The following is a 17,113-nucleotide window of genomic DNA, read 5'->3' on the forward strand; positions in this document are numbered from 1 at the left end:
GATCAATCAACATAGTATGAACTATATAGTAAAGTGCCTGTCGTTCGGCCTGTTTTTGGGCGTTACGATGGTAGGCTGTAATGCTGATTTCCTGAATACACAACCTCTCGACAAGGTGTCGGCAGATGCTGTCTGGGCCGATCAGGCCCTTTCAGAAGCTTTCGTAACGGATGTGTACAATGGCTTGCGGGATGGTATTCTGTCGCAGATGAATTTCGATTGCCAGACAGATAACGCTTTGTATAGCTTTGGCAAACAAGCCGTTAACGAAGCAACCGTTTCTCCTTCGAATTTAGGCGATATTCCGGTTATGACCGAATGGAGTGCTATGTATGCCCGTATCCGGGCAGCAAACATTGCACTGTCAAACCTGGCCAAACCCAAATTTGATAACACTACCGGGATTGCCGACCGCATGAAGGGGGAGATGTATTTTTTACGGGCTTATTATTATAACCAGTTGTTGCGGTACCACGGTGGAGTACCCATCATCAATAAGCCTTATACATTGATCGAGCCAGACTTCACTGTTGCCCGTAACACATATGAGGAATGTGTGAATGCTATCGTCAGTGACCTGGATTCTGCCGCCATCCTGCTCAAAGGCAAGACCCTGGCCAGTGGTCGGGCTACTCAAGGGGCGGCATTGGCCCTGAAGTCGCGGGTATTGTTATATGCTGCCAGTGATCTGCACGACATCCCAACGGCCAAAGCCAAGTCGAGCGTCATTGCCGCTTTCAGCAAGCCGGAGTTGCTGGGCTACGTGAGTGGCGACCGGACGGCGCGTTGGCAGAAAGCCAAAGATGCTGCTAAAGCCGTAATTGACCTCAATCAGTATGGCTACAAGCTCAACCTGACCGCTCCGGTCACGGCGGCCGAAGGCCAGCAGAACTACATCAACCTGTATTTGTCCCGCAATGGGGGCGAAGCGGATGGGATCTTCCTGAAGTATTACATCCGGGTGTCGGCTGATGATTGGGGTTCCTGGTATCCCCGCAACAACATGCCCAATGGCTATCATGGCTGGACATCGAGCGAGCCTACCCAGAATCTGGTCGATGGTTACGAGATGATGGACGGAAGCAAATTCAATTGGAGCAATCCGGCTCATGCGTCGGCACCCTACGAAAACCGGGACCCTCGTTTCTATGCGTCGATTTTGTATGACGGCGCGCAGTGGAAGCCCCGTACACCCGATGGTGCTGGTATTGATCCGGCGGGTCAGATTCAAATGGGTTTTTATGAAGTTGGAACTGCGGGTGCTACTACCCCATATAACGGCCTTGATACCCGCAACAGCACCATTGAGAACTGGAATGGAAGCTGGACAGGTTATTCCGTCCGCAAGTTTATGGATCCAGATCCAACACTGGTGGATCAGAACATTCGTCAGGAAGTTCCATCCATTCAGATTCGTTTCACGGAGGTAGTCTTCAACTATGCCGAAGCGTGTATGGCGCTTGGTCAGGATGCGGAAGCTAAAACGTGGCTCAACAAGATTCGTTTCCGGGTGGGTATGCCCGCTATTACCGAGTCGGGTGCAGCCTTGGTGACTCGTTATCAGAACGAGCGGAACATCGAGATGCTGTTTGAAGAGCAACGGTTTTACGATGTGCGTCGGTGGATGATAGCTCCCGCTACACTGGGTAAGCAAGCACAGATCATCGTCATTACGGGTAAGTTGAAGCCGGGTAAAACAGTAACGACTTATAAGTACAACAAAGACAACTATACCTATTCGTATAGCGTACAGGATTTGGGTACAGGTAAGGAAAACCGGCGCTGGAACGATAATATCTATTTCATGCCGATCAGCCGCGATGAGATTAACCGAAATAGTAAACTGGTTCAGAATCCAGGATACTAAATGCAAGCATAAAAAGACATTGATACAATGGCCTTTTATACTTGTTTATAGTATAGTATGATAAATTGACATCATATTTATATAAGTAAAAACCCCACTAGCTGAGTCTTAGCTGGTGGGGTTTTTACTTATATAATTTATTAGTGATTTTATCGAATAAATGTGCTTTTAACAGTTAAAAAGACTTTTCTACGGACCATATAGATCATATATGTATACTATTAGATATGTTATTGGGTAATTTTATTGTGAAATTTCAATATAAAATGGTAAAATAATTTTAAGATTAGATAATATACAATAGGTAGAAACACTCAGTTTATTGGCTTTGCCCTGTAATTAATCTCTATTAAAAACGGGTTACTCATGCAAAAACAATTTACTAACCAGAGGGTCTTCTTTCTACAGAAGAGTACCTTACAGACAAACGCGTCCTGGTCACGACGACTCGCGTTCTGCTCCCTGTTTTTACTCAGTCTGCTGGGTTCACTGGGCGCTCAGGCCCAGTCGAAAGTGACGGGCAAAGTCACCGATGCTCAGGGCCTGGCCCTGCCCGGTGTCAGTATTGTGGTGAAAGGCACCACCACCGGAACGGTCTCCTCGGCACAAGGCGACTATACATTGAATTTGGCGCGTGGCAACGAGACAATTGTGTTCTCTTACATTGGCTTCCTGACCCAGGAAGTGTCAGCGGCTAGCAAATCGACCATTAACATTACCCTGGCTTCAGACGACAAGATGTTGAATGAAGTTATTGTGGTGGGATATGGTGAGCAAAAGAAAGAAACCGTAACGGGTTCTGTTGCCACTGTAAAAGGGAGCGAACTTATCAAATCACCGGCCATGAACCTCTCGAACTCCATTGCGGGGCGGATGCCGGGTGTCATTGCAACCAATGCCAGTGGCGAACCGGGTTATGATGGGGCCGCTATTAAAATTCGGGGCTCGAACACGTTAGGAAACAACGACGCTCTGATCGTAATTGACGGGGTTCCGGCTCGGGCCGGGGGGATCGACCGGCTCAATCCAGCCGATATTGAAAGTATCTCGGTCCTGAAAGATGCTTCGGCAGCTATTTATGGCTCACGGGCGGCTAACGGGGTTATTCTGGTCACCACCAAGCGGGGTAAGACCGGCAAGCCCGAATTGTCCTATAGCTTCAACCAGGGCTTTGCGCAGGCAACGGTGATTCCTAAAATGGCAACGGCTGCACAGTATGCTGAGTTGAACAACGAGATCAACTTATATAACTTACCGGCTCAATATTGGAAAGATGGCTCGGCGGCTTTCAAATCCACCGGTAGTTATACACGTCCTGATAATGGTTCGATCGCTAAAGCGGCTTTCACCCCGGATGATATTAAAAAGTTTCAGGATGGGTCTGATCCCTGGGGCCACCCCAATACGGATTGGTTCGGGGCAGCCCTGAAAACCTGGTCTCCTCAGTCGCGCCATACGTTGCAACTGGTGGGTGGCTCGGAAAATGTGAAATACCTCACCTCTGTGAACTACCAGAATCAGGATGGCTACTATAAGAACTCGGCAACGGGCTACAAGCAGTACGACTTCCGGATGAACCTGGATGCCAAGGTTAGTAAGTACATCAGCACGGTTGTGGGTGTTGTCGGTCGTCAGGAAAACCGGTTTTTCCCAACTGTCGGTGCAGGCTCTATTTTCCGGATGCTGATGCGGGGTTATCCCAACAAACCCGCGTTCTGGCCGAGTGGTCAGCCTGCTCCCGATATTGAAAACGGCCAACAGCCGGTACTGGTCACAACAGATGCCACGGGTTACGATAAAGACACCCGCTATTATCTCCAAAGCAATGCCAGCGTAACGGTAACCAACCCGTGGATAGCTGGATTGAAATTTACCGGTAGTGTGGCGCTGGATAAATATATTCAGCAAGGCAAAACCTGGCAAACCCCCTGGTTCGTTTATAGCTGGGATTACACCTCCTACGATGCCAACAAGCAACCATTGCTACAACGGGTACAAAAAGGGCCTGCTCAGGCAACGCTTAACCAGTACACCAACGACCAGTTCAACTCGCTGCTATCGGGTATCCTCTCCTACGACCATGTCTTCGGTGGTAGTCATGCAGTAACGTTGTTGGCTGGTATAACCAAAGAGCAATCGAATTCGAACGGCTTCTCGGGTTACCGGAAGTATTTTGCGTCGACGGCCATCGATCAGTTATTTGCGGGTGGTAGTGCTGAGAAAAACAGCAATACGACAGCAGCCTGGCAACGGGCTCGTATGAGCTATTTTGGTCGGGCTGGTTATAACTTCAAAGAAAAATACCTGGCTGAATTCCTGTGGCGGTATGATGGTTCCTACATGTTCCCGGCATCGAGCCGGTGGGGTTTCTTCCCCGGCGTAACGGCGGGCTGGAGACTGTCAGAAGAAAATTTCATCAAGAAGAGCATGCCTGCCATCAGTTCACTCAAGTTGCGGGCCTCATGGGGTCAGTTGGGGAATGACCAGGTGTATTTCAACGGCGCTTTACGAGAGTATGATTACCTGCCAACCTATGCCTATGGCGACGTTGCCAACTCGGCTTTCGGGTACGTAACAGGTGGTCAGGTCTCGCAAACGCTGTATGAAAATGGTGTACCTAACCCGACACTTACCTGGGAGGTTGCCAACAACTCTGACATCGGTCTGGAAGGGTCGTTGTTTAATGGTAAAGTATTCTTCGAATTCGACGTATTCCAAAACAAGCGGTCGAACATCCTGTGGCGTAAGAGTGCTTCCATTCCCCAAACAACGGGCATGACCCTGCCAGCAACCAACATCGGTAAAGTTACCAACAAAGGGTATGAGTTCCGGGTAGGTTACAATGGTCAGGTGGGCGAGTTGAAGTATAACGTGAGTGTAAACGGCGGGTATGCCAAGAACACCATTACGTTCTGGGACGAAACGCCGGGTGCACCCGAATGGCAGAAGTCGACGGGCAAACCAATTCCAAGTAACGTCAATGATCCCAATCAGCAGAACGGTACACTCTTGTATCAATATGATGGCATCTACTCGACCCAGGCTGAAATTGATGCCAATAAGCTGGATTACAGCGGAGTTGGCGCGAGCTTGCTACGGCCTGGCGACATGAGACTGAAGGATATCAACGGCGATGGTAAAATCAATGGCGATGACCGTGTGCGGGCTGACCGCAACAACCAACCTCGTTTTCAGGGTGGTTTCAACGCAAGTCTCCGCTATCGGAATTTTGACTTTAGTCTGTTGGTGCAAGCGTCAACGGGTGGTCAGATCTTCCTGCAAACCGAGTCGGGTACGATTGGTAACTTCCTGCAATACAGCTATGATCACCGCTGGACGGTAGACAACCCAAGCACGGTTGATCCTCGTATTGTAGACCGCAGCAACCAGTACTTCTCCAATGGCACCAGCTACTGGCTGAAAAGCACTGATTATGCTCGATTGAAGAACGTAGAAATTGGCTATACATTACCAGGTACAATTGGCAGCAAGATTGGCCTAAGTACCCTACGGGTATATGTCAACGGACTGAATCTGCTAACATACGCTCCGGCTATGAAAGGCATCTTCGATCCTGAATCGACTAGCGGCAGCGCACAGTATTATCCTCAGGCACGGGTTATCAACACGGGTGTAACAGTTAGTTTCTAACCGAAAAATCAACATAGTATGAATCATATAATAAAGACACTGTCGTTTGGCCTATTGGTGGGTGTTACGATGGTAGCCTGTAACAGCGACTTTCTGGACACTAAGCCCCTCGATAAGGTGTCGGGTAGTGCAGTCTGGAACGATCAGGCTCTTTCAGAAGCTTTCGTAACGGATGTGTACAATGGTCTGCGCGATGGTATCCTGGATCAAATGAATCTGGACTGCCAGACCGACAATGCCCTCTTTAGCTTTGGCAAGCAAGATGTTGCCGAAGCAAACGTGAGTCCATCCAACTTGGGTACAGTGAAGAATACCATGGAATGGAGTGCCATGTATGCCCGTATCCGGGCTGCAAACATTGCCATTGCTAATCTGGCTAAACCCCAGTTTGATAACAGCAGTGGCATTGCCGACCGGATGAAAGGGGAGATGTACTTTATGCGGGGTTATTTTTATAACCAGCTATTGCGTTATCATGGTGGGATACCCATCATCAAATCGCCTTATACGCTGGATAATCCTGATTTTACCATCACGCGTAATACCTACGAACAGTGTGTAAATGCCATCGTCAGTGACCTGGACTCAGCCGCTATCCTGCTCAAAGGCAAGACCCTGGCCAGTGGTCGGGCTACTCAAGGGGCAGCTATGGCACTTAAAGCGCGGGTGTTATTGTATGCTGCCAGTGATCTGCACGACATCCCAACGGCCAAAGCTAAGTCGAGTGTGATTGCCGCTTTCAGCAATCCTGAGTTACTGGGCTACGTGAGTGGCGACCGGACGGCGCGGTGGCAGAAAGCCAAAGATGCCGCCAAAGCTGTAATTGACCTCAACCAATACGGCTACAAGCTCAACCTGACGGCTCCGGTCACCGCGGCCGAAGGCCAGCAGAACTACATCAACCTGTATTTGTCCCGCAACGGGGGCGAAGCGGATGGGATCTTCCTGAAGTATTACATCCGGGCATCGGCTGATGACTGGGGTTCCTGGTATCCTCGCAACAACATGCCTAATGGCTACCACGGCTGGACATCGAGTGAACCCACTCAGAACTTAGTCGATGGCTATGAGATGATGGACGGTAGTAAGTTCGATTGGAGCAATCCGGCACATGCGTCGGCACCTTACGAAAACCGGGACCCTCGCTTCTACGCGTCGATTCTGTATGATGGAGCGCAATGGAAGCCCCGTACACCCGATGGTGCCGGTATTGATCCGGCTGGTCAAATCCAGATGGGTGAATATGAAGTTGGTAGTTCAGCATCTCCAACCAAGTTTTCAGGCTTAGATACCCGCAACAGTTCGATCGAGAACTGGAACGGTACCTGGACCGGCTACGCTATCCGCAAGTTCATGGATCCGGATCCAACGTTGGTGGATCAGAACATTCGTCAGGAAGTTCCTTCTATTCAAATTCGTTTCACGGAGGTGGTCTTCAACTATGCCGAAGCTTGCCTCGCGCTGGGTCAGGAAGCCGAAGCTAAAAGCTGGATCAACAAGATTCGTTTCCGGGTGGGCATGCCCGCCATTACCGAGTCGGGTGCAGCCTTAGTGGCGCGTTACCAGAACGAGCGGAACATCGAGATGCTGTTTGAAGAGCAACGTTTCTATGATGTGCGTCGCTGGATGACGGCTCCCGCCACACAGGGCAAGCAGGCGCAGATCATTACTATTACGGGTAAACTGAAGCCGGGCAAATCGGTCACAACCTACAAGTATAGTAAGGATAATTACACCTACAGCTATAGCACACAAGATTTGGGAACGGGTAAAGAGAACCGGAAATGGGCAGATAAAGTCTATTTCCTGCCGATCAGCCGGGATGAGATCAACCGAAATAGCAAACTGGTTCAGAATCCAGGCTACTAATTGTAGCATCTGAATTTATTTGATTACGAAAAATGCCAGTACTCACGGGTACTGGCATTTTTTTGGTTTATTTTTAAACGATTTTTGGGTAATCAGTCCATTATCTGACGATCGGCGCGCTCCCCGTGACTACATTTTACTGACCATGTCAACTTCTGAAATATCGAATAATTTGAAAACGCTGGCCCGTTTTTTTATCCCGTTAAGTATAGTCTTACTAGCTGCCTGTCAAGATTCCAAGCAACCGAATGATGCCACTGCCGCTGGTGGGCCACCACTGTTTACATCCCTTTCGCCAGAACAAACCGGGGTCACGTTTGCCAATAACCTAACAGAAGGGCTTAACACCAACGTACTGATGTATGAGTACTTCTATAATGGTGCGGGGGTAGCCGTTGGTGATCTGAACGGCGACGGACTGGACGATATTTTCTTTAGCGGCAACATGGTTCCCAACCAGTTGTACCTCAACAAGGGCGGTATGAAATTTACGGACATTACCGCAACGGCAGGTGTCGCCGGGCGAGAAGGCCCCTGGCGAACCGGCGTTTCTATGGCCGATGTCAATGGCGATGGGCGGCTCGATCTCTTTGTTTGCTACTCGGGGAGTTTACCACCGCAAAAACGGATTCCGCAATTATTCATTAACGATGGGCCGGATGCTCAGGGAATTCCGCACTTCTCAGAACAAACGGCGCAATATGGCCTGGATCAACCAGGTCAGACCACGCAGGGTGCTTTTTTTGATTACGACCTCGATGGCGACCTGGATCTCTTTTTACTGAACCACAATCCGCGACTGTTACCGATACTCGATCCACAGGCAACGGCGGCAATAATGAAACAACCCAATCCGGATATTGGTGTTCGCCTATTGAAAAATACCGGCAAGCGGTTTGAAGACGTTACCGGAAAGTCGGGTCTGAGTAATTCGGTATTGAGTTATGGTCTGGGCGTGGGTGTATCGGATTTGAATGCCGATGGCTGGCCGGATCTGTATGTCTCCAATGATTATGGCGTGCCCGATTACCTCTACATCAATAACCAGGGCGGGCGGAATGGCGGGCCAGTGTTTACAAACCAGTTGAAAAACAGCATTGGGCACACATCCAACTTTTCGATGGGTAACGATGTGGCCGATGTCAATAATGACAGCCGCCCCGACATTATGACGCTCGATATGCTGCCCGAAGATAACAAGCGGCAGAAATTGTTAATGGCCCCCGACAATTACGACAAATTTGATCTGGCTGTTCAGTCGGGATTTTATTATCAGCACATGCGGAATATGTTGCAGATAAATGAAGGCGTAGGGCAGGGAAGCTCATCACTAAAGGGCGTTCCTTTATTTAGTGAAGTTGGCCAAATGGCGGGTGTTTCAAACACCGACTGGAGCTGGTCTCCGCTTTTGGCTGACTACGACAATGATGGCTGGAAAGACCTGTATATCACAAACGGATACGTCCGTGATTACACAAACATGGATTTCCTGAAATACATGACTGACTACATGCAGAACCGCCCGGCCAATTTCCGGCGCGAAGATGTACTTGATTTGGTTCATCGAATTCCATCGTCGAACGTTATGAACTATATGTTTCAGAATCGGGGCAGCCAAACGAATGAGGTGACGTTTGCCAACGTAGGCACTGCCTGGGGGCTGAATCAGCACTCCAATAGCACGGGCGCTGCTTATGCCGATTTAGACAATGATGGTGATCTGGACCTGATTGTTAATAACACCAACCAACCAGCGTTTATCTTTCAGAATGAAGCAAATAAAGAACGAAAACACCATTATCTAAGTCTTCAACTCGCCGGTAGTGGAGCCAATACACAGGGCGTAGGCACCAAAGTGACACTCTATCAAAAGGGAAAACAGCAGTACATTGAGCAGATGCCCATACGGGGCTATCAATCGAGTATGTCGCCAAAGTTGCACTTCGGGTTAGGCACCGATGCCGGTATAGATTCGGTACGCATTATTTGGCCAACGGGTAAACAGCAAGTACTGACAAACGTAAAATCGGATCAACTGCTAAAGGTGGATGAGAAAGATGCGCGTTCTGTCTACAAAGCGCCACAACGTACGCCCTCACTTTTCCGGGAAGTAAGCTCGCCGGTCGTTTACGCAGACCCGGTAAAGAAAATTAATGATTTTAAACGCCAGTCTCAGCTAGTCAATGCACAGTCGTTCAATGGTCCCTGTATGGTAAAGGCCGATGTCAATGGCGATGGCCGGGAGGATATTTACGTTGGAGGTGGGAGCGGGCAGGCGGCTTTTTTATTTGTTCAGCAGGCTTCGGGGCAGTTTAGTAAACTGGCACAACCCGCTTTTGACGCCGATAAATTGAGTAATGATGCCAATGCCGTTTTCTTCGATGCCAATGCCGACGGTTTTCCTGATCTCTATGTATGCAGTGGCGGCTACGACAATTTGCTCCCCGACGACCCGAATTTGCAGGATCGGCTCTATCTGAACGATGGCAAAGGAAAGTTCACGAAAGCCTTGGGCGCGTTGCCCGTCATGCTGACCAGCACAAGCTGCGCCAGAGTAGCGGATGTGAACGGCGACGGTCGCCCTGATTTGTTTGTGGGTGGTAGGGTTATACCGGGTCGCTACCCCGAAGCGCCCAAGAGCTACCTGCTCATTAACACTGGTAAGGGACAGGGTGGCCAACCCAAATTCACCGATCAAACAACTCAACTCGCGCCTATGCTCTCGACATTAGGCATGGTAACCGATGCGGCCTGGGTCGACTTAAATGCCGACCGTAAACCAGAATTGATCGTTGTGGGCGAGTGGATGCCTGTGATGGTGCTGAGTATGACAAACGGAAAGCTGACCGACCAGACAAAAACATACTTTGACAAAGAGTACCGGGGCTGGTGGAATAAACTGCTGATCGATGATTTCAACGGCGACGGTCGCCCCGATCTGGTCGTTGGCAATCAGGGTCTGAACACTCAATGTCGGGCTACGGACAACGAGCCTGCCGAGTTGATTTACAAAGACTTCGATAACAACGGTAAAGTCGACCCAATTTTGTGCCTGTATGTGCAGGGTAAAAGCTATCCCTATGCCAGCCGCGACGAACTCCTCGATCAGCTAGGTATGTTGCGCCACCGATTTACGAATTACGATAGCTATTCAAATGCCACGTTGGCTGATGTGTTCACGGAAGCGGAACTGACAGGCACGAATAAACTGACCACCAATCAGTTGACCACGACCTATTTTGCCAGTACAACTGGTGGCAAACTGGTCGAAAAACCATTACCGGTATCGGCCCAAATTTCACCCGTCTTCACACTGACATCGCTGGATTATGATCAGGATGGGCACAAAGACCTTTTATTGTGTGGCAACGCGGTACAGGTCCGATTGCGTTTTGGCCGATCAGATGCCAACGAAGGATTGTTGCTACGGGGCGATGGGCGAGGAGGATTTGTTGCGGTACCACAACCTCGCTCAGGCTTCCGGCTGTCGGGTGATGTGCGAACGGTGTTGCCCGTGGGTAATACGTTATTGTTTGGTATTAATCAACAAGGCATTCGGGCGTATCAATCAGTAAATGCTAAATGATGGTATGATGTATCTGGCGAGAGCATTTGCTCGTGCCTTTTAAAAAAGTCAGTATTTACTGACGCAATTTGATTCGATTCGCCAGTGAATACTGGCTATATGAACAGGCACGGGTGAATACCCGCGCCAGAATGGCAGGAAACAAACTATGACTTTCCTTTTTTCGGTAATTGAAAACGGGCTGATTGGTCGGGAGGGGAGATGGACTGAATCCCCGCCAGCAGGAACGTTTCTGCCCGATTCGGTCTTTGAGGCACTTCGGCAGTTTGTGTTCGAGAACGAAAATGCCGATGGGCTGTTCTCATTTACCGTACAAAAAGGGAGGGAGTGTATACGCGTTCGCAATTATGTTGGCCTACTGACCTTACCGGATGGTTCACAACTTGAGATTTTGCCCAAGATCGAGAATCAAGCTAATGCCAAACCGTTGCTACTCAATATGCTTCGTTATTTGCGCCATAGCCCGTTTCGGACTATCCGGGTTGCCCAGTCAAAGGCCGTAAAAATGCCATTATGGGAAGTGTTTATCACCGCTTTTCTGGATACGATTGAACCCCTGGCCCAACAGGGCATACAGCGGGCTTACGTGTCGGTCGACAGCAACGAACGTTTCTGGAAAGGGAAATTTCAGGCCACCCGGCAGCAACGCGAAAACGGCTTCCATGCAGAGCGGTTGGCCGTTATGTATGACACGCTGACCGCTAATGTGCCTCCCAACCGAATCCTGAAATCGGCTTTATTGTATCTGAACGGCAAATCGGCCGACAAGGCAAATCAGTATCGGATTCGGCAACTGTTGTGGGTGCTGGACGAGGTACCACCTACCGAATCTATAACCAATGATTTGACCGCTATCCGGCGAAATAGTCGCCTGTTTGCGCGTTACGAAGCCGCCTTACTCTGGGCAAAAACGCTGCTTCTTGGACAAGGGCTGGGGGTTAGATCGGGTAATACATCGAGCCTGTCCCTGTTGTTTCCAATGGAACGGGTGTTTGAAGATTATGTGGCATATGGCCTGCGAACCTACTGGCCCAATGCCGATGAGGTCCGCGTGCAGGAGTCGTCCGTTCATTTGGTCGAGGAGCATGTGGGTATACCCAAATTCAGGCTTCGGCCCGACATCATTATACGGCATAACGACCGTGTATTCATACTGGATACCAAATGGAAGCAGGTAAATGGACAACAGCCTGGAGAGAATGAGGTTACAGGGTCATACGGTATCGAACAGTCTGATCTGTACCAGTTGTTTGCATACGGAAAAAAGTATGATGCCGACGACCTGTTTCTGATTTATCCCGCCAATGAGACCTTCCACAAGGCATTGCCTGTATTTGGCTACGATGCCACCACCCGATTACACGTCGTGCCCTTCGACCTGAGCAATTCACTGGCTGGTGAAGTAGAAAAATTAGCTGATTACGCTTTATCGTACTAAACGCAGTACTTCGAAAAATCATTATATGCCCCTAATTTTAACGTTAATCGGTATTCTGACGCTTGTTGTCTTAGTCGCTTTTGTTCGCCTAGATACCTTTATATCCTTTGTTATCGTCTCGCTAGGAATTGGCCTGGCGTCGGGAATGGACGTGGTGGCCGTTGGGAAATCCATACAAACGGGTATTGGCGGCACTCTTGGCGAACTGGTACTGATTATCGGTTTTGGGGCCATGTTAGGTCGACTCGTCGCCGAAAGTGGGGCCGCACGGCGCATTACGGATGTACTGATTGGCTGGTTCGGCATCAAAAATATTCGATGGGGATTGGCCCTGGCCGGTTTTGTGATCGGGATACCGTTGTTCTATAATGCCGGATTTATTATCGTTGTTCCACTCATCTTTACCATTGCAGCCTCGTCTCGCTTGCCATTAATGTCGGTAGCGGTGCCAATGCTTTCGGCATTGTCAGTAGCGCATGGATACCTGCCTCCGCATCCATCTCCCTCGGCTGTGGCGGGTCAGTTGAATGCGAATATCGGTCAGACGTTGATTTACGGAATCATCGTTGCCATTCCGGCTATCATCATTGCCGGGCCGTTGTTTGGCAAAACACTTTTACACATTAAAGCAACGCCCAACCGGGATTTATTCAACAACCGCGAAGTGCCCACCCAAAACTTGCCGGGGGCGGGTATCAGCTTTTTTGTGGCGTTACTGCCGGTGCTTCTCCTGACAACATTTGGCCCATTGAAAAACGCAATGCACGAACCATCGTTCTTGAAAACTATTGTCACGTTGCTGGCCGAACCTTATATCGGTATGCTTGTTTCGGTGCTGACGGCTATGTATGCGCTGGGTATTCGGCAGGGATTAACCGTAAAGGCTATTACAAAAGACATGGAAGAAGCAGTGAAAGCGGTGGCCCCAATTTTATTGGTTATTGCCGGTGCTGGTGCCTTAAAGCAGGTTTTCGGCGATAGCGGAACTAGTAAGTACATTGGGAGCTTACTGGCCGATGCCGCCATCCCACCACTATTGCTGGGATGGGGTATTGCCGCCTTTATTCGAGTTTGCGTTGGTTCGGCTACGGTAGCTGGTTTAACAACGGTGGGTATCATTTTACCCCTTATTCAATCGCAGGCGATAAAGCCGGAGTTGATGGTACTGGCCATTGGCTCCGGAAGCCTTATGTTCTCACACATCAACGACGGTGGTTTCTGGCTCTTCAAAGAATACTTTAACCTGACCATTGGGCAAACCATTCGGACATGGTCGCTAATGGAAACTATTGTTTCCATCGTTGGCCTTGCTGGCGTGTTGTTGCTGAACCTGGTCGTTTAAACAGATCCAGTATCAGGATCTGCTGTTTTTCATCTTCGTGATCCACAGGTAAACGCTCCAGCTGACGGTAATACTGAACAGTATGAAAAGTAGTAGGTAATAGTCTTGGAAAAAGTCATGAAAATAACTCCCCACTAGTATGTAAGCCGCTGCTATACAAAGTTTTAATGGGATAAATTCTGCATTTGACCAGCTTGTTTTGATGTTGAAAAAATCCATATTGGTAGCTTATAAATTTCTTTTGATGGAAGCATGTCGTAATGATTCCCTTTTTCATCAAAGATCAATATTGGCTGTCTGGTAGTACGTGATTCTGCTTTCTCCTTCAGTTGATTGTCGTCATAAAAAGAGGTGGCCTGTTGCCAGACCACCTCTCCATTAAATAACCAAATAACTTCTACAGCTGCAATCAGGCCAGATCGAAACGGCCAAGATTCATCACTTTGGTCCATGCCGCAATGAAGTCCCGTACGAATTTCTCCTGGGAGTCACTACACCCGTAGACTTCTGCAGTAGCGCGGAGTTCTGAATTAGAGCCGAAGATCAGATCGACACGCGTGCCCGTCCACTTGGGTTCGCCCGTATTACGATCACTACCCACAAACACGCTCTGGGCATCTGAAGTTGCCCGCCAGGTGATACCCATATCGAGCAGGTTAACGAAATAGTCATTCGTAAGTGCTTCCGGACGTTCTGTAAAGACGCCATGCTTCGAGTGATCGAAGTTTGTATTGAGCACGCGCATACCACCAACAAGCACCGTCAATTGAGGGACAGTCATTGACAATAGTTGTGCTTTATCGATCAACATATCCTCGGCAGGCGACTTATGTTTAGCGTTCAGATAGTTGCGGAACCCATCGGCACTTGGCTCCATGGCATCAAAAGATTGCACGTCAGTTTGTTCCTGCGACGCATCGGCCCGGCCCGGCGTGAACGGTACCGTTACCTCATGACCGGCATTCTTGGCCGCCTGTTCAATACCTACGCATCCACCCAGCACGATCAGGTCGGCGAGTGAAATCTTCGTGTCGCCGGCTTGAGCATTATTGAAGTCTTGCTGAATTCCTTCAAGCTTCTTCAACACAGTATCCAGTTGGGCCGGGTCATTAACTGCCCAATCCTTCTGCGGTTCAAGACGAACACGAGCCCCGTTAGCGCCACCGCGTTTGTCGGAATTACGATAGGTGGAGGCTGAAGACCAGGCGGTAGATACCAGCTGAGACACCGACAGGCCCGAAGCCAAAAGGGTATTTTTAAGGGTAGCAATCTCCTGGTCGTTTACCAACTGATGCGTAACGGCAGGAATTGGGTCTTGCCAGAGCAGTTCTTCGGTTGGTACTTCCGGACCGAGATAACGTTCTATCGGCCCCATATCGCGGTGGGTCAACTTAAACCACGCCCGGGCAAACGCATCTGCGAACTCATCCGGATTCTCGTGGAAGCGTCTTGATATTTTCTCGTAAGCAGGGTCTGCCCGCAATGCCAAATCGGTTGTTAGCATCGTTGGTGCATGCCGCTTCAATGGATCGTGCGCGTCGGGTACTGACCCCGCGCCTGCACCATCTTTTGGCTGCCACTGGTGCGCTCCGCCGGGACTCTTCGTTAGTTCCCATTCGTAGCCGAACAAGTGATCAAAATAGTCATTGCTCCATTGGGTTGGGGTTGTTGTCCACGTTACCTCAAGTCCACTAGTAATAGTATCTGCACCATGACCACGACCATATGAGTTTTTCCAGCCAAAACTTTGCTCTTCAATTTTCGATCCAGCCGGTTCAGTGCCAACGTATTGACCTGGATCAGCAGCACCGTGGGTTTTGCCAAAGGTGTGCCCGCCCGCAATAAGAGCAACGGTTTCTTCGTCGTTCATAGCCATCCGACCGAAGGTTTCGCGAATGTCATAAGCCGCTCCAAGCGGATCTGGCTTACCGCCTGGACCTTCCGGGTTCACATAGATGAGACCCATATGGGATGCCCCAAGGGGTTGCTCCAGCTTACGCTCATTCGGGTTAGGATAACGCACATTGTCTCCCATCCATTCGGTTTCAGACCCCCAATAGACATCTTCTTGAGGCTCCCAAAGATCCTCACGACCGCCACCAAAACCGAACGTTTTCAGGCCCATCGATTCAAGGGCGCAGTTGCCGGTTAGGACCAGAAGGTCAGCCCATGACAGCTTTCGGCCATATTTCTGTTTGACTGGCCAGAGCAGCAGGCGAGCCTTGTCGAGGTTCGTATTGTCGGGCCAGCTGTTGAGTGGTGCAAAGCGAAGCATGCCCGCACCCGCTCCACCACGGCCATCACCAATGCGGTAGGTACCCGCGCTATGCCAGGCCATGCGAATAAAGAAAGGCCCGTAGTGACCAAAATCGGCTGGCCACCAATCCTGAGAAGTGGTCATCACCTCGGTAATATCTTTCTTAACAGCCGCCAGATCGAGTGTTTTAAATTCCTCAGCGTAATTAAATCCCTCGTCCATTGGGTCGGAAAGGGATGAATGCTGACGGAGTATGTTTAATTTCAGTTGAGTTGGCCACCAGTCACGGTTTCGCGTACCACCGCCAGCACTCTTGTTCAGTGCCCCACTCGTAAATGGGCACTTGCCCACAGTGTTAACTTTACTTTCATCATTGACGTCCCATACTGTTGTATCCGAACTTCCGTTGTTTCCCATTATTTGGTAGAGTTTAAGTGCTGTTTGATGGATCAAATTTAAATTAATCTGAGCTATAGTTTTTATTCATTGTTTTTATGAACTTATAGATAATATCTATAAGTTCATGATATTAATTATCTGAGGAGCAAATCCCAGTTACCTTTCTTAAATGAAAAAGTCGCTTTATTTTAGTTTTATACTCTTTTCGCTTACGGGTTTATCACACATTACCTCGGCGCAAACCGTTTTTGGTAACCTTAGAACAGTAGACGAGCGAGCTATTCGTTCCTTGCGTAACCAGTCAAATCAGTCCATTCAAAACCGTAATCTGGCCGGTTTTGGTGAAACCATGATGTCGGAAATCGACGTAACGCGCGGAAGCGGGTCGCATGTGTCAGGCCGGGACTCGGTGCTGGCATCGGTAGCAGTACAATTCAAAGACCCTGCCTTTCTTGGGTACGTTCGCACAACAGACACCATACAAATCAGCTCCTCGAATCCGCTAGCCGCCGAACATGGCCATTGGACGGGTCGCTTTAAACGCCCTGATGGTGTTCAAACCATTACGGGTACGTATTTAACTATGTGGCGGAAGACGAACGAAGGCTGGAAAATTCGCTCCGAGCTTTTTGTGAGTTTGGCGTGTACGGGAAGTGCAGCCTGCGGGAAGTAATTGCGTATAGATTTAATCCCCTTGGCCGGGC

The 17,113-nt window shown here is 49.4% G+C and carries 9 protein-coding genes; 7 read left to right on the plus strand and 2 right to left on the minus strand.

Annotated elements, in window-relative coordinates; genetic code table 11:
* Positions 1-16 precede the first annotated feature (16 nt).
* From CWM47_RS07770 to CWM47_RS07795, 6 genes are all read left to right on the plus strand, one after another.
* Positions 17-1,867, plus strand: a complete 1,851-nt coding sequence (locus tag CWM47_RS07770) for a RagB/SusD family nutrient uptake outer membrane protein (RefSeq protein ID WP_100987448.1) — start codon at positions 17-19, stop codon at positions 1,865-1,867.
* Positions 1,868-2,233: 366 nt separating this feature from the next.
* Positions 2,234-5,518: a SusC/RagA family TonB-linked outer membrane protein gene (locus CWM47_RS07775; protein ID WP_100987449.1), complete on the plus strand. Its 3,285-nt coding sequence runs from the start codon at positions 2,234-2,236 to the stop codon at positions 5,516-5,518.
* Positions 5,519-5,536: 18 nt separating this feature from the next.
* The gene (locus tag CWM47_RS07780) at positions 5,537-7,387 is read left to right on the plus strand and encodes a RagB/SusD family nutrient uptake outer membrane protein (protein ID WP_100987450.1); all 1,851 of its coding nucleotides are present in this window, start codon (positions 5,537-5,539) and stop codon (positions 7,385-7,387) included.
* Between the two features lie 145 nt (positions 7,388-7,532).
* On the plus strand, positions 7,533-10,973 hold the full coding sequence (locus CWM47_RS07785) for a VCBS repeat-containing protein (protein WP_100993779.1): 3,441 nt from the start codon (positions 7,533-7,535) through the stop codon (positions 10,971-10,973).
* Positions 10,974-11,121: 148 nt separating this feature from the next.
* Positions 11,122-12,411, plus strand: coding sequence for an McrC family protein (locus CWM47_RS07790; RefSeq protein ID WP_100987451.1), 1,290 nt, complete (start codon positions 11,122-11,124; stop codon positions 12,409-12,411).
* A gap of 25 nt (positions 12,412-12,436) precedes the next feature.
* Entirely contained in the window at positions 12,437-13,753 is a 1,317-nt protein-coding gene (locus CWM47_RS07795; RefSeq protein ID WP_100987452.1) for a gluconate:H+ symporter, read from the plus strand.
* Between the two features lie 164 nt (positions 13,754-13,917).
* Here CWM47_RS07795 and CWM47_RS38055 read toward each other — a convergent pair whose 3' ends face one another.
* Together CWM47_RS38055 and katG are read right to left on the minus strand one after the other, a co-directional pair.
* Positions 13,918-14,205: a hypothetical protein gene (locus tag CWM47_RS38055; RefSeq protein ID WP_157815919.1), complete on the minus strand. Its 288-nt coding sequence runs from the start codon at positions 14,203-14,205 to the stop codon at positions 13,918-13,920.
* Positions 14,163-16,427 carry a catalase/peroxidase HPI gene (gene katG / locus CWM47_RS07805; RefSeq protein ID WP_100987454.1) on the minus strand — a complete coding sequence of 755 codons (2,265 nt, stop codon included), beginning with the start codon at positions 16,425-16,427 and terminating at the stop codon, positions 14,163-14,165. The genes CWM47_RS38055 and katG overlap by 43 nt, the downstream gene beginning before the upstream one ends.
* A gap of 151 nt (positions 16,428-16,578) precedes the next feature.
* Here katG and CWM47_RS07810 point away from each other — a divergent pair, with 151 nt between their 5' ends.
* Positions 16,579-17,082 (plus strand): YybH family protein, encoded by a 504-nt coding sequence (locus tag CWM47_RS07810; protein ID WP_100987455.1) that lies wholly within the window; start codon positions 16,579-16,581, stop codon positions 17,080-17,082.
* Positions 17,083-17,113: the final 31 nt, after the last annotated feature.

Origin of the sequence: Spirosoma pollinicola (assembly GCF_002831565.1) — a bacterium.
Lineage (GTDB): Bacteria > Bacteroidota > Bacteroidia > Cytophagales > Spirosomataceae > Spirosoma > Spirosoma pollinicola.